This is a genomic window from Geminicoccus flavidas (assembly GCF_009806515.1).
In the GTDB taxonomy this organism is placed as follows: Bacteria; Pseudomonadota; Alphaproteobacteria; order Geminicoccales; family Geminicoccaceae; genus Geminicoccus; species Geminicoccus flavidus.
The window spans coordinates 1-13665 of sequence record NZ_WUJP01000844.1 but is presented as its reverse complement, the minus strand read 5'-3'; the positions used below and the strand labels follow the sequence as shown (position 1 = coordinate 13665).

General features: G+C 68.8%; 13 protein-coding genes. 6 read left to right on the top strand and 7 right to left on the bottom strand.

Features of this window, described 5'->3' with window-relative positions; translation table 11 throughout:
* Both EQG76_RS24305 and EQG76_RS24300 read right to left on the bottom strand, forming a co-directional pair.
* Positions 1 to 1289 (bottom strand): O-acetylhomoserine aminocarboxypropyltransferase/cysteine synthase family protein (locus EQG76_RS24305; RefSeq protein WP_159717161.1); only part of this gene is annotated, 1289 nt, incomplete at its 3' end.
* A gap of 12 nt (positions 1290 to 1301) precedes the next feature.
* Positions 1302 to 2339 carry an isopenicillin N synthase family dioxygenase gene (locus EQG76_RS24300; RefSeq protein ID WP_159717159.1) on the bottom strand — a complete coding sequence of 346 codons (1038 nt, stop codon included), beginning with the start codon at positions 2337 to 2339 and terminating at the stop codon, positions 1302 to 1304.
* 267 nt (positions 2340 to 2606) lie between these two features.
* Between EQG76_RS24300 and EQG76_RS24295 the strand changes: the two genes are divergently transcribed.
* From EQG76_RS24295 to EQG76_RS24270, 6 genes are all read left to right on the top strand, one after another.
* Positions 2607 to 3155 (top strand): NAD(P)H-dependent oxidoreductase, encoded by a 549-nt coding sequence (locus EQG76_RS24295; protein ID WP_159717157.1) that lies wholly within the window; start codon positions 2607 to 2609, stop codon positions 3153 to 3155.
* Positions 3156 to 3179: 24 nt separating this feature from the next.
* Positions 3180 to 4559 (top strand): NtaA/DmoA family FMN-dependent monooxygenase, encoded by a 1380-nt coding sequence (locus EQG76_RS24290; RefSeq protein WP_159717155.1) that lies wholly within the window; start codon positions 3180 to 3182, stop codon positions 4557 to 4559.
* Between the two features lie 35 nt (positions 4560 to 4594).
* The gene (locus EQG76_RS24285; protein ID WP_159717153.1) at positions 4595 to 5161 is read left to right on the top strand and encodes a peroxidase-related enzyme; all 567 of its coding nucleotides are present in this window, start codon (positions 4595 to 4597) and stop codon (positions 5159 to 5161) included.
* 21 nt (positions 5162 to 5182) lie between these two features.
* A complete protein-coding gene (locus EQG76_RS24280) occupies positions 5183 to 5806 on the top strand; it encodes a peroxidase-related enzyme (protein ID WP_159717151.1) in 624 nt (207 codons plus the stop codon).
* A 21-nt stretch (positions 5807 to 5827) separates the two neighbouring features.
* A complete protein-coding gene (locus EQG76_RS24275) occupies positions 5828 to 7141 on the top strand; it encodes an LLM class flavin-dependent oxidoreductase (RefSeq protein ID WP_200841075.1) in 1314 nt (437 codons plus the stop codon).
* Between the two features lie 351 nt (positions 7142 to 7492).
* Positions 7493 to 8575, top strand: coding sequence for an NAD(P)H-dependent flavin oxidoreductase (locus EQG76_RS24270; protein ID WP_159717149.1), 1083 nt, complete (start codon positions 7493 to 7495; stop codon positions 8573 to 8575).
* A gap of 11 nt (positions 8576 to 8586) precedes the next feature.
* Here the strand turns inward: EQG76_RS24270 and EQG76_RS24265 are convergent, their stop codons facing one another.
* The 5 genes from EQG76_RS24265 to EQG76_RS24250 form a co-directional block, all read right to left on the bottom strand.
* Positions 8587 to 9987 carry an FAD/NAD(P)-binding protein gene (locus EQG76_RS24265; RefSeq protein ID WP_159717147.1) on the bottom strand — a complete coding sequence of 467 codons (1401 nt, stop codon included), beginning with the start codon at positions 9985 to 9987 and terminating at the stop codon, positions 8587 to 8589.
* Positions 9984 to 10109 (bottom strand): hypothetical protein, encoded by a 126-nt coding sequence (locus EQG76_RS32865; protein WP_255476585.1) that lies wholly within the window; start codon positions 10107 to 10109, stop codon positions 9984 to 9986. The genes EQG76_RS24265 and EQG76_RS32865 overlap by 4 nt, the downstream gene beginning before the upstream one ends.
* 20 nt (positions 10110 to 10129) lie before the next feature.
* Positions 10130 to 10978: an ABC transporter permease gene (locus tag EQG76_RS24260; protein WP_159717145.1), complete on the bottom strand. Its 849-nt coding sequence runs from the start codon at positions 10976 to 10978 to the stop codon at positions 10130 to 10132.
* Complete coding sequence (locus EQG76_RS24255) at positions 10975 to 12618, bottom strand: sugar ABC transporter ATP-binding protein (protein WP_159717143.1); 1644 nt, start codon at positions 12616 to 12618, stop codon at positions 10975 to 10977. Before EQG76_RS24255 ends, EQG76_RS24260 begins: the two co-directional genes overlap by 4 nt.
* Before the next feature lie 26 nt (positions 12619 to 12644).
* Positions 12645 to 13665, bottom strand: a 1021-nt coding sequence (locus EQG76_RS24250) for a sugar ABC transporter substrate-binding protein (RefSeq protein WP_159717141.1), incomplete at its 5' end; no start/stop codon positions are given.

Below are 13665 nucleotides of genomic sequence, written 5' to 3'. Positions count from 1 at the left end.
TGTTCCAGCGCCTGGCGCAGATCGGCCAGGATGTCGTCCGGGTGCTCGATGCCGATCGAGAGCCGCACGTAGCCAGGGGTCACCCCCGCCGCGAACTGCTCTTCGGCGGTGAGCTGGGAGTGGGTCGTGCTCGAGGGATGGATCGCCAGCGAGCGGACGTCTCCGATATTGGCGACGTGGTAGAACAGCCGGAGCGCGTCGATGAAGCGACGGCCGGCCTCCCGCCCGTCCTTCAGCTCGAAGCCCACCAGTGCCCCGAAACCGCCCTGCAGGTAGGTGGTCGCCCGCCTGCCCGCCTCGCCGCCCTGCAGGCCGGGAAAGATCACCCGCTCGACCTTGGGATGATCGCTCAGGAAGTCCGCGACCTTGACCGCGTTGTGATTGTGCTGGGCGATCCGCAGCGGCAGCGTCTCCAGCCCCTGGATGAACTGGAACGCGGCGAACGGGGTGAGTGCCGTGCCGATGTCGCGCAGGAGCGTGGTGCGGATCCGCAGGACATAGGCGATCGGCCCGAGCGGCCGGGCCAGTTCCACCCAGATCCGGTTCTGGTAGCTGGGATCGGGCGCGTTCAACTGCGGGAAGCGTGCGGCATGTTCCTCCCAAGGGAAGTTGCCGCCGTCGATGATGGCGCCGCCGATCGTGGTGCCATGGCCGCCCAGATACTTGGTCGCCGAGTAGACCACCACGGCGGCACCATGCTCAAGCGGGCGGACGGTGAGCGGGGCTGCCGTATTGTCAACGATCAGCGGGATGCCCAGCCTACGCCCGATCTCGGCGACCTCGCGGATCGGGAAGACCTGGAGCTTCGGGTTGGGCAGGGTCTCGGCATAGTAGGCCTTGGTGCGTTCGTCGCTGGCCCCGCGGAAGTTTTCCGGATCGGCCGGATCGACAAAGCGCGCCTCGATGCCGAACCGCTTCAGGGTCGCCGCGAACAGGTTCCAGGTGCCGCCATAAAGATCGGTCGACACCACCACATTGTCGCCGGCCTCAGCGAGGTTGAGGACCGAGAAGGCGGATGCCGCCTGGCCGGACGCCACCACCAGTGCTGCGGCTCCACCCTCCAGCGCTGCCAGTCGCGTTTCCAGCGCTTCCTGGGTCGGGTTGGAGACCCGCGTATAGATGTGGCCGATCTCCTCCAGCCCGAACAGCCGGTCGGCGTGCGCCGTGTCCTGGAACTGGAAGGAGGTCGACTGGTAGATCGGCACCGCCACCGCACCGGTCACGGGATCAGCGCGCCAGCTGCCGCCATGGATGGCCAGGGTCTCCGGCCGGGTCGTTTCCAGGGTCATCGCCGGATCTCCTCAGTTCACCGTGGCCGGTACGGGTCGCACGTTTGGCTCCAGCAGGTCGGCATAGTGCCGCTCGGCCACGTCGGGATGCGAGCGCAGCCGGCCTTTGAGGAAGTTGCGGCCGACCTCGTAGAACAGCGGGTTCTCGGGGTCGCGCGCCGGTCCGGTGGCCTCGGCGCGTAGTTCCGGCGACAGTTCCAGGAGCGGAATGGTCGAATCGAGCGCAGCGCCGAAGAAGTAGGCAACCGATAGCCGGTCGGTGCCGGCGGGCGGGGTCACCACGCGGTGGACAGTCGCACGCAGATAGCCGTCCGAGGCCATCTCCAGCACCTCGCCGACATTGACGATGAAGGTGCCCGGCACCGGCGCGGCATCGATCCAGCCGCCATCCGATTCGACCTGCAGCCCGCCCCGGTCGCCCTGCAGGAGCAGGGTGAGGAAGCCGCTGTCCTTGTGCGCGCCCACGCCCTGGTCACTCTCGGTGGTATCACGCCCCGAATAGCGGATGATCTTGATGTGCTGGTTGGGCGCCGACGCGTAGATCGGCTGGAAGACATGCTCGTCCTGGCCGAGCGCCACGGCGAAGGCGCGCAGCAGCCGGATGGCGACACCGGTCAGCTCCTCCTGCCAGCGCAGCAGCACGGGCTTCAGCTCGGGCAGCGCGTCGGGCCACTGGTTCGGCCCCTGCAGCCGCGTCCAGGCCGGCGCGTCGAGGTCACGCGGCAGGGCCGGACGCTCGGCGTTGATGTCGAGCTGTTCGCGCCAGTCGCGCTTGCCGCGGGTGATCTCGCGGCCGACCCGGGTGTAGCCGCGAAAATGCGGCGGGTTCACCATGTCGATCGCCAGCTTGTCTGCTTCCGGCAGCTCGAAGAAGCGACGGGAAGTGGCGACTACGTCGTTCACCAGGCGCTCGGGCACGCCGTGCCCAGTCAGGTAGAAGAAGCCGACCGTCCGCGCAGCATGGCGAAGATCCGCCAGGAACGACTCGCGTTCCGAAGGACCGGCGTCGAAGCGGGAGAGATCGAGAACCGGCAGTGCAGGCGAGGTCATTCCTGGCGTACTCCGTCAAGGCCGCTGCCGCGGGGAACCGGCAGCGCCCCATTCAGATCCAGGGCAGAAGATCCTTTGTCTACTTAATTGATCTATTTTATCGTTTAAGCGGTGGCATGCCCCCGCCGACCGGGAGCCGCATTGCGGTCGACGAGTTAATTGATATTGTTGGTAAACTTAATCGACATCTGTCGCGTGATGATCCCTGATGGTTGGCAGCCGGCAGTGCCGGCCACGCAGACCGCAGTCATCAGGGATCCAGCCTCAGTGTCTCATCCACGCATCGTCGGCCTCAGCGGCAGCCTGTCGGCCATCTCGCGGACCCGTGCCCTGCTGGACGGGATCATCGGGCAGATCCGCACGGGCAGCGACGCCGCCGCCCGGATCATCGACGTTGCCGAGCTGGGCGCGGCCCTTGGCCCCCTGCGGTCGCGCGAACAGGCGCCGCCCGAGCTGGAAGCCGCCTTCCGCGCGGTCGAGACCGCCGACCTGCTGCTGGTCGCCTCGCCGACCTACAAGGGCTCCTATAGCGGCCTGTTCAAGCACTTCATCGACTTCGTCGACTACAAGGCGCTGGTCGGCCGGCCGGTCGGCCTGATCGCCACCGGCGGCAGCGACCGCCATGCCCTGGTGGTCGAGCACCAGCTGCGCCCGCTGTTCGCCTTCTTCGTGGCCCGCACCCTGCCGACCGCCCTGTTCGTGCCGGACCGCGCCATCGTGGACGGCAAGGTCGACGACCCGCTGCTGTGCCAGCGTATCGATCAGCTGGTCGAGGAAGCCCGGCTGGTGCTGCCGGCCCGCGCGCTCGCCGCCTGATCCCATTCAGCCAAGGACCGCGCCATGGCCAAGCGCCTGATCTTCAACGCGTTCGCGATGAACTCCGTTTCCCACGTCTATCATGGGCTCTGGCGGCGGGACGACACCGCGCAGGTCCGGTTCAATGACCTCGCCACCTGGATCGAGGTCGCGAAGATCGTCGAGCGCGGCCGATTCGACGCCCTGTTCCTCGCCGACATCATCGGCGTGGATCCCGTCTACAAGGGCAGCTGGGACACCTTCCTCACCGAAACGGTGCAGATCCCGGTCAACGACTCCTTCACGCTCGCCGCGGCCCTGGTCGGCGCCACCGAGAATCTCGGCCTGACCTTCACAAGTTCCATCCTGCAGGCTCATCCCTTCGACCTCGCCCGCAAGGTCTCGACGCTCGACCATCTGAGCAAGGGCCGGGTCGGCTGGAACATCGTCACCAGCGTCAGCCACAACGCCGCGCAGAACTTCGGCTTCGACCGGATCGTGCCCCACGACGAGCGCTATCGCTGGGCGCATGAATATGTTGATGTCGTCTACAAGCTCTGGGAGGGCTCCTGGGACGAGGACGCCCTGGTCGAGGACCGGCAGCGCAACTTCTATGCCGATCCGGGCAAGGTCCATCGGATCTTCCACGAGAGCGAGCGCTACAGGGTCCTGGGCCCTCATCTGACTACCCCTTCCCCGCAGCGCACGCCCGTCCTGTTCCAGGCCGGCTCCTCCAAGGCCGGCCGCGCCTTCGCCGCGAAGAACGCCGAGGGGACGTTCATCGTCAGCAAGAACCCGGATGGTGCCCGCCGACTGGTGAACGAGGTGCGCGGCCAGGTGGCGGCGGCGGGCCGCGATCCGCACGACCTCCTGTTCATCCAGGGCATGGCGTTCGTGGTCGGCAGCACGGAGGAGGAGGCGCACCGCAAGGCCCGCGATCTCGCCCAGGACATCAGCGTGGACGGTCTGGCCGCCCATATCAGCCGCGACCTCGGCGTCGATCTCGGCCTGCTCGACCCGGACCGGCCGATCGACGAGGCCGAGATCGAGGGCGTGCAGGGCCTGGTCCGGGTGTTCCAGGAGGCCCATCCCGGCAAGCGCCCGACCGTGCGCGACCTGGCCAGCGCCTATGCGCTGAACGCCCAGATCATCGGCACTCCTGAGCAGATCGCCGACCAGCTGGAGCTGTGGCGGGATGCCGGGATCGACGGCGTGAACGTCATCTACCACACCCTGCCGGGCTCGTTCGCCGAGTTCGCCGACCATGTCATGCCGGTCCTGCGCCAGCGCGGCCTGGCCCAGCAGGACTACGCGCCCGGCACCTATCGCGAGCGCCTGTTCGCAGGCCGCGGCCCCAGGATCAACGAGCGTCACCCGGCGGCCCGCTATCGCGGCGCGTTCACCCCCGCCCGCGCGGCGGCCTGACCGATTTCTCCATCCGCAGCACCAAGGAGGCCATCATGTCTGACCCGATTCTCGCCGACGACGCGGTCATCTCCCGGCTGGGCCCGGCGGACGAGTCCGGCCTGCCCGACGACGTGCGGGCCCTGCTCGCCGACCATCACCATGAGAACTGGATCCAGGTGCTGTCGGTCAATCCCGACACCGCAAGACGCTTTGCCGCCTATTTCGGCAGCTTGTTCGCCGCCAAGGGCCGGCAGCTGCCACTGGCCGAGCGCGAGCTGATCGCCGTGGTGGTCTCGGCGACCAATGGCTGCGGCCTGTGCGAGATCCACCACACGCGCGCGCTGGGCGACGTGCTGGACGATCCGGCCCGCGCCCGGCGGATCGCACTCGACCATCATCTGGCGGGGCTCAGCCCGCGCGAGACCGCCCTGGCCCATCTGGCCGAGAAGATCACCCGCTCGCCCAAGGTGGTGGAGCCGGCCGACCTGCAGCAGCTGCGCACGCTGGGCTTCAGCGAGCCGGAGATCCTGGAGGCGGTCGAGACCATCGCCTGGTTCAACCATACCAACCGGATCTTCATCTCGCTGGGCGTGCTCCCGGACGAGAAGCACTTCCACTGACGGCCTGAGGAGGCGAGCATCATGGCCAATGTCACGGTCATCGAACGCACCGAGTTCGACCCACCCCCGCCAGGCGTGGCGTCCAGCGAGCCGGTCTCCCGGCCGGCATTGGCCGACGAGGCCCGGCTGCCGGACGAGCTCCGCCGGATCTTCGCCCGGTTCCGCGAGCATTACGGCTTCGTTCCCAACTGGCTGAAGGCGCTGGCGGTCAATCCCGGCACCGCCCTGCGCATGGTCCGCTTCTATGAGCATCTGTTCGACCCGCGACAGAGCGCGCTCACTGCCGCAGAGCGCGAGCTGATCGCGGTGGTCACGTCCGCCACCAACCACTGCGCCCATTGCGTGTTCAACCATACCCAGGCGCTCGGCACCGCGCTGGACGACCGGGTCCGTGCGCGGCGGATCGCCCAGGGCTTTCGCCATGTCCGGCTGAGCCCGCGCGAGCTGGCCCTGGCGGAGGTGGTCGAGACGCTCGCCGAGGCGCCTCAGCATCTGGGCGACCCGAACTTGGACCGGCTGCGCGATGAAGGCTTCGGCGAGGCCGCCATCGTGGAGATCCTCGAGGTGGCCGCGTTCTTCGCCTACGCGAACCGGCTGACCATCGCGCTGAACGTCGTGCCCGACGCGCAGTTCTTCGCCGCCTGACTTCCTGAGCCGGACCAACCCATGGCCAAGCGCCTGATCTTCAACGCCTTCGCCATGAACAGCGTGTCCCACGTCTATCATGGGCTCTGGCGCCATCCGGATTCCCGGCAGGTGGGGTTCAACGAACTGGGCAACTGGCTGGACCTGGCCCGGCTCCTGGAATGCGGCCGGTTCGATGCCCTGTTCCTGGCCGACGTGCTGGGCCTGGACCCGGCCTACAAGGGCTCGGCGGACACCTATGTCCATGAGGGTCTGCATTTTCCGACGAGCGATCCCGGGATGCTGGCCGCAGCGCTGGTCAGTGCCACCGAGCATCTGGGCCTGGCGTTCACCAGCTCGATCCTCCAGGAGCATCCGTTCAACTTCGCCCGCAAGGTAACGACGCTCGACCATCTGAGCCGCGGCCGCGTCGCCTGGAACATCGTCACCAGCGTGGGCGACGCCGCGGCGCGCAACTTCGGCCTGGACAAGGCCGTGCCCCATGACGAGCGCTATGTCTGGGCGGAAGAATATGTCGAGGTGCTCTACAAGCTCTGGGAGGGCTCCTGGGAGGATGGCGCTGTCCTGGCCGACCGGGCGGCCGGCATCTATGCCGATCCTGCCCGCATCCATCGAATCGGCCATGCCGGCCGGCGCTACCGGGTCCGGGGGCCGCACCAGACCTCGCCCTCGCCGCAGCGCACGCCCGTCCTGATCCAGGCGGGCTCGTCACGCGCCGGGCGGGCGTTCGCGGCACGTAATGCCGAGGCGACTTTCATCGTCAGCCTGACACCCGAGGCCGCTGCCGTGGCGGTGGCCGACATCCGCCAGCAGCTGCGGGCGAACGGGCGCCGGGACGACGACTTCCTGTTCATCCAGGGCCTCAGCTTCGTGGTCGGCAGCACCGAGGAGGAAGCCTGGCGCAAGTCGCGGGCGATCGACGAGTATGTCAGCACGGATGGGCTCGCCGCCCATGTCAGCCGCGACCTCGGCATCGACTTCGGCACACTCGACCCGGACCGACCGATCGAGGAGTACCAGATTGAAGGGTTGCAGGGCTTCGTGCGCTTCTACGAGGAAGCCCATCCCGACAGGAAGGCGACCGCGGCCACGCTTGCCCATGCCATGTCCTATAACGGCCGGATCATCGGCACGCCGGAGCAGAGCGCCGACCAGCTGGAGCGCTGGCAGGCGGCCGGGATCGATGGGGTGAACGTCGCGTACCAGACCATGCCGGGCTCGTTCGTCGAGTTCATCGACCAGGTGATTCCGGTTCTACAGGCCCGCGGCCTAGCCCAGCGCGACTACGCGCCCGGGACGTTGCGCGAGAAGCTGTTCGCCGGCCGGCCATCCTGAACGATCGTCATCCGGCCGCGCGCTGCCGCGGCGCCTTCGGGCAGGCCGCTTGATCCCGTCGATCGGGCAGATGGATCTGTCGAAAAGTCTCGACGGCCCCCGGTGCTCGGGTTCGTTCATGCAAAACGCGATCATGCATAATGCGCGGTGCCGGGCCCCGAGGCGCAGACGGACAGGATAACCGAAACGGCGCTGGCGCCCAACCGGAAGACGGGCACGGCCTGGCGGGCGGTCAGGATCACGGCTGCGCGCGCTTTGCCGGATCGCTCTCACCCGGCCCGTTCTTCCCGCTATGCTGCCGTCAGCCAGCCCGGGGCAAAGGCTCCGGGAAAGTCATGGAGGATCGGGAAGATGTGGCCGAGCCGGCGAATCCAGGATCTGCTTGGCATCGAGCTGCCCATCATCCAGGCGCCGATGGCGGGACCGGTGTCGGCCGAGATGGTGATCACCGTCTCCGAAGCCGGCGGCCTGGGCTCGCTGCCCTGCGCCATGCTCACGCCCGAGCAGGCGCGCACTGAACTCGGCATCATCCGCCAGCGCACGTCCCGGCCGATCAATGTCAACTTCTTCTGCCACCGGCCGGCGCAGCCCGACCCGGCACGCGAGCAGGCCTGGCGCGAACGGCTGCAGCCCTACTACACGGAGCTCGGCCTCGATCCGGCGACACCGGCCGCCAGCACCAATCGCACGCCGTTCGACAGCGCCATGTGCGATGTCGTGGCGGAGTTCGCACCCGAGGTGGTCAGCTTCCATTTCGGGCTGCCCGAGAAGCCCCTGCTCGACCGGGTCCGGGCGAGCGGCACCAGGATCCTGTCCTCGGCCACCACGGTGGAGGAGGCGCGCTGGCTGGAACGCGAGGGCTGCGACGCGGTCATCGCCCAGGGCTACGAGGCGGGCGGGCATCGCGGCATGTTCCTGAGCGACGACATCGCGGGCCAGGCCGGGACCATGGCGCTGGTTCCGCAGATCGTCGATGCGGTGCAGGTGCCGGTGATCGCGGCGGGCGGCATCGCCGATGGGCGGGGCATCGTGGCTGCGTTCGCCCTGGGTGCCGCGGCCGTGCAGCTCGGCACCGCCTACCTGTTCTGCCCGGAGGCGAAGGTCGGCCCGGCGCATCGGGCCGCCCTCAGGAACGCCCGGGACGACCGGACGGTGCTGACCAACGTGTTCACCGGCCGCCCGGCGCGCGGGATCGTCAACCGCATCGTCCGCGAGGTCGGCCCCATGTCCGGCTTGGCACCGGCCTTCCCGATGGCCGCCGGCGCCCTGGCGCCGTTGCGGGCAAGCGCCGAGGCCGCCGGATCGGGCGATTTCACGCCGCTCTGGTCGGGACAGGCGGCAGCGCTGGGCCGGGAAATGCCGGCAGGCGAACTCACCCGGCAGCTTGCCGCCGACGCGCTGGCGCAATGGCAGCGGGGCCAGCCTGCCGCCTGATCCCCGGGGGATCAGATCCAGGCCACCGTTCCTGCCAGCCGGTCCGCCAGTGCCCTGGCCTGCGCAACGATGTCGGGCACGGCGGTGCTTTCCCACCACAGCCCCCGCAGCGGCGGCCCGAGGGCGAACAGGCGGTCGGATGGCTTGCCGGAACAGCCGATCACCGCTCCACCGGCATCCGCGTCGATCCCGAGCCCGATCGGCCCCGGCCGCACGTGACCGCGGCGCAGGAGGTTGCGCGGGAGCGCACGGCGTATCCTGGTCCAGTCATACTCGATGCCGCTGGAATTGATCAGGCCATCGACGTGCAGCACCGCAGGCTCGCTGGCGTGTCGCTCGCGCAGCTCGATGGCCACCCGTCCGTCCACCGCCTGGCGGACCACGTGGATGGCGGCGGCGCGGACCGATAGCCGCCCTGCCGCGCGCAGGCTTGCGACCAGGGCGCCGGATTCCGGTGGAGAGCGGTGATGATGCGACTCCCACCAAGGTCGCAGGTGGCGCACGAACCGTCCGCGCACCTCGTCGCTGGCCTCGCTCCACAGCCTTGCGATGTGCGGCCGGATCGGGTCGACGATCGACTGCCAGTCGCCGCCTTTGACCAGCTCGACCCAACAGAGGCGTCGGACCTTGCGCAGGAGGCGCACGAGGCTCTCCGCGGTCTCGTCCTTCAAGGCATCTGGCCCGGCCGGTGCCGCGCGACGCGGATGAGCCATCTGGCCATGGCGCGAGATTACGTGGATCGGGCCGCGATGGCCGGTCTGCTCGAGCGACACGACCGCATCGACCATGCTGAGGCCGGACCCCACCATCGCGACCGCACCATCTTTCGGCAGTGCGGCGATCGCCGCCGGGTCCCAGGGATCCTGCAGGATGCGCCGGGGCAGGTCCGGCCGCGCGTCATCCTGCAGGGCGGGGACCGCCGGGAACAGGCCAGTCGCCAGCACGACCGCGTCGCCGGCAAGGACCTGCCCGTCGGCCAGCGTCAGCAGTGCCCTGCCCTGCTCAGGTAGGCTCAGGTCGACGGCGTCGCGCTGCACATGCTCTACAATGGCGCCGCGCTCCGCCGCCCTGGCTGCCGCCTGGGCCAGGACCTGCTGGGCATAGAGCCCCATGATGGCGCGCGGGACATAGGCGTTGCGCAGGTCGGCCGGCGCCTCCGGCCAGCTGCCCGCGGCGACGTGGCGGGCCAGCCAGCGCAGGAAGTGGTCCGGGTCGTCCGGCTGCAGCGAGAAGCGGTACGCCTCGGCGTTGAGCAGATGGCCGGGTAGCGGCGAGGAGTAGGCGAGGCCCCGGCCGAGCTCCGGCCGGGGCTCGATGATCCGGACGGCGCTGCCCGGGCGGCTCCGCTCCAGCAGCGCTGCTGCCAGGGCAGCGCCGGAAAGGCCGCCGCCCACGATCAGGATCTCGCTCATTTGACGACGGAGGCCACGGCACTTTCCCGGCTCACCAGCACGGCACCGATGACCACCATGCCCTTCACGATCATCTGCGAGTATTGCGACACGCCCATCAGGTTCAGGCCATTGTCGAGCATGGCGATGATCAGGACGCCGATCAGCGTGCCTGCGGCCCGCCGACGCCGCCGGCCAGCGAGGTGCCGCCCACCACGATCGCGGCCAGGCTGTTGAGCAGGAGATCCTGGCCGAGCGAGGGTCCTGCCGCCCCCAGCCGCGCCACGGCGAGGATGGCGCCGACGCCGGCGAGCAGGCCGGACAGAGCGAAGGCATAGATCTTGTAGCGGCGCACCGGCACGCCCGCGGTGCGCGCCACGTTCTCGCCGCCGCCAATCAGGTACATGAAGCGGCCAAACCGGGTGCGCTCGGCGATGAACACCACGATCGCCCAGGCGATCAGCGCGCACAGCGCGATGTTGGGCAGGCGCGGGATCAGCTGGCCGATCGCGATCTCTTCGAAGCCCGGCACGGTGAACTGGATGGCGCGGCCTTCCAGGATCTGCAGGGCGATGCCGCTGAAGATCGAGAGCGAGCCCAGCGTCACCACGAAGGACGGGATCCGGCCAAATGCGTAGATCAGCCCGTTGGCGAGCCCCAGCACCGCCCCCAGTGCCGCCGCCACCGGTAGCACCAGCCAACCCACGCCGGTGGCGTTCAGGATGATCACGCTGGCCGCCCCCACTAGCAGCACGATGGCGCCCACCGACAGGTCGATGCTGCCCATCAGCACCACGAAGGTGGTGCCCAGGCAGACGATCAGGAGCGTGCCGGCCTGGCCGGTGATTGCGGTGAAGTTGCGCAATGTCGCGAAGGAATCGGTGGCGAGCGAGAAGAACACCACCAGCGCCAAGACCACCGCCACCGGCAGCCACAGGCCGTTGTTGAGCTTCGTGAGGATGGAGCGGCGGCTGGCCAGGGCCAGGCGCGGGATGTCGGACTGAGCGATCATGCGGGGATCTTCTGCTGGGAGGGCGCGTGCGGCAGCGTGTCGGTCGCGCCGCCGGAGCCGGCTAGCATCCAGGCGACCAGCTCGCGCTCGCCGGGCTTGGCATCGGCGGGTGCCGCGACCTCGGTCACCACCCGGCCGCGCTGCATGATCAGGATGCGGTTGGACAGGCCGATCAGCTCGAGCAGTTCGTCGGTGATCAGGAGGATGCCCACGCCCTCATCCGCCAAGTCGCGGATCAGGGTGTAGATCTCCTCCTTGGCCCCGGCGTCGACGCCGCGGGTGGGGTTGTCGAGGATCAGCACCTTCGGCTTGCGAGCCAGCCAGCGGGCGAGCACCACCTTCTGCTGGTTGCCGCCCGAGAGCTTGGTGCAGGGCAGATTCGGCGTGCCGGAGCGCACCCGGAGCTGGCGGACATAGTGATCGGCCGTGGCAAGCTCGTGCCGGCGGCGCCACAGGCCCAGCCGACTGGTCAGCAGGTCGCTGCCGCTGGCGAGCGTCATGTTCCAGGCGACGCTGAAGGGCGCGATCAGTCCGTCGGTCAGCCGCTCGGCCGGGACATAGCCCAGGCCCGCGCGCACGAAGCGGCCGATCTGCGGCTCGGCCGGTGCGCCACCGGCCAGCACCACACTGCCCGAGGCCGGTGGCTCTACCCCGGCGGCACCCTTGCCGAGCGCGCTCTTGCCGGAATCCAGGAGGCCGCCGATCCCGACCACCTCGCCGGCCCGCACCTCTAGGCTCACGTCCTGATAGACGCCGGGCAGATCGAGCCGGTCCAGGCGCAGCACGACCTCCTCTCGGTCGATCCGCCTCTGCCGGCGCTCATGGTAGAAGTCCGCCGCCCGCTCCCGCCCGACCATCAGCCCGTGCAGGGTCGCCTCGTCGGCCTCCTGCGCATCCAGCGCGGCCACGAGCTGCCCGTCTTTCAGGACATAGATCAGGTCGGAAATCTCCAGCACCTCGGTCAGCCGGTGCGAGACGAACAGGAGCGAGCCTTTCGTCTTCAATTTCTCGACCAGGCGGAAGAACGCCTCCTCGTCCCGGCGGTCGAGCGCCGAGGTCGGCTCGTCCAGGAGAATGAAGGGGCGCTCGATCCCGGCCAGATGCACAGGCCCCAGACAGGCGCGCACGATCTCGATCGACTGGCGCTTGGAGAAGTCGTAGTCGCCGGTCCGCCGCCGCACGTCGATGTCGAGCCCGGCGTCCTCGACCATCCGCTCGGCAGCCGCGATCATCGCCTTCCGGTCGACGAACTGGCCAAGCCGAGTGAAGCGCGCCTCTTCCGAAAGTAGGAGGTTCTCGTAGACCGGCACGTTCTGGATCAATGCCTGCTCCTGGAAGACGCGCGTCACCCCCTTCGCGGTGGCCTGCCCGTAGCCTTGCGGCGCGTACACTTCCCCATCCAGCCACATCCGACCAGCGTCCGGCCGGACGATGCCGCTCAGGATGTTGAACAGGGTGGACTTCCCGGCACCGTTCTCGCCGACGAAGGTCACGACCTTGTTGCGCGGCACGGTGAAGCCGACCTCGCTCAGGACGGTATTGGCCTCGTAGCGCTTGGTCAGGCCCTCGGCGCGGAACAAAGGCGGCGGCTCGTTGCTGACGACCAGCTTCGGCCGCTCGAGGATTGCGGCAGCACTCATGGGCTGGCTCCCGGGGGTGCGAGGGTTCAGGCCTGCTTGTTCGGCGAGGGGCCGTCGAACTTGATCCGGTAATGCTCCTGGTACTCGGCGGTGACCGCTTCCCACTCGCCATTGCTCCGGGCCTCCGTGTAGGCCTTGGGATAGTCCCAGCCCTCCGGCTTGGGCACGCCCGCCCAGTTATGGTCGATGTCGAGCGGGAAGACGTCGGCCTGCGGGTCCCAATCATCCGGATGGAGCACCCGGGACAGCTTGCGGTAGTCGAACGGCTCAACCCCGCCATTGTCCACGTAGCGCTCAAGATAGCCCGCGACATTGTCCCTGGTGACGGTGAGCGAGCGCCAGTTCAGGAGCCGCTCCGGCGCCCTGGGCCGGTAGCCATGGGTGACGTCGAAGATCCGCGCGGTGAACAGGGCGGCGGCATAGGCCGGGCTGTTGCCGCTGGTGGCGAGCTGCTGGCCGTCCGCGATCGCGCGTGCGGCAAGCGCGGTACCGTCGGCGCCGACCACGAACACGTCCTCGCCCGGGCGGATGCCAGCGGCCTTGAGGGCGGCCAGCGCGCCCTGCGCGACGTCGTCGTTCTGCGCCACGATGCCCACGATGTTCGGATGCCGGGTAAGCAGGTCCTCGGTCGCCTTCAGCGCGTCCTCGCGGTTCCAGCGCCCGGGCAGCTCGCCCACCAGCCGGGTCTTTGGAAACTCCCTGAAGGCGTCGTCGCGGCCGCGGCTGCGGACCAGGTTGGTCCAGTTCCCCTCTGACCCGGTGACGCCCAGGATCTCGCCGCCGCCGAACCGCTCGGTGACCGTGCGCAGGAGCTCGACCGTGACGGCGCGATGGGCACCGAACTCCTCGGGCACGGCATAGAGCGCGTAGTAGTCGCTGGCCTCGAACGGCGTGAACCAGGGCAGCGTGTCCCAGACATTGCCGACATAGACCTGGTTCTGCAGGGCGCCGGCGGCGATGCGCTTGATGGCGCTGCCATCCGCCAGGTTGAAGATCGCGGACTGTACGCCGGCCACGGTCTGCTGCTCGAACTGGTTGAGCTGCAGG

What these genes read in the sequence shown, in the direction of transcription:
- EQG76_RS24300 (WP_159717159.1), bottom strand. Translation starts at nt 2,339, where the DNA reads ATGACCTCGCCTGCACTGCCGGTTCTCGATCTCTCCCGCTTCGACGCC.
- EQG76_RS24290 (WP_159717155.1), top strand. Translation starts at nt 3,180, where the DNA reads ATGGCCAAGCGCCTGATCTTCAACGCGTTCGCGATGAACTCCGTTTCC.
- EQG76_RS24285 (WP_159717153.1), top strand. Translation starts at nt 4,595, where the DNA reads ATGTCTGACCCGATTCTCGCCGACGACGCGGTCATCTCCCGGCTGGGC.
- EQG76_RS24280 (WP_159717151.1), top strand. Translation starts at nt 5,183, where the DNA reads ATGGCCAATGTCACGGTCATCGAACGCACCGAGTTCGACCCACCCCCG.
- EQG76_RS24275 (WP_200841075.1), top strand. Translation starts at nt 5,828, where the DNA reads ATGGCCAAGCGCCTGATCTTCAACGCCTTCGCCATGAACAGCGTGTCC.
- EQG76_RS24270 (WP_159717149.1), top strand. Translation starts at nt 7,493, where the DNA reads ATGTGGCCGAGCCGGCGAATCCAGGATCTGCTTGGCATCGAGCTGCCC.
- EQG76_RS24265 (WP_159717147.1), bottom strand. Translation starts at nt 9,987, where the DNA reads ATGAGCGAGATCCTGATCGTGGGCGGCGGCCTTTCCGGCGCTGCCCTG.
- EQG76_RS32865 (WP_255476585.1), bottom strand. Translation starts at nt 10,109, where the DNA reads ATGCTCGACAATGGCCTGAACCTGATGGGCGTGTCGCAATACTCGCAG.
- EQG76_RS24260 (WP_159717145.1), bottom strand. Translation starts at nt 10,978, where the DNA reads ATGATCGCTCAGTCCGACATCCCGCGCCTGGCCCTGGCCAGCCGCCGC.
- EQG76_RS24255 (WP_159717143.1), bottom strand. Translation starts at nt 12,618, where the DNA reads ATGAGTGCTGCCGCAATCCTCGAGCGGCCGAAGCTGGTCGTCAGCAAC.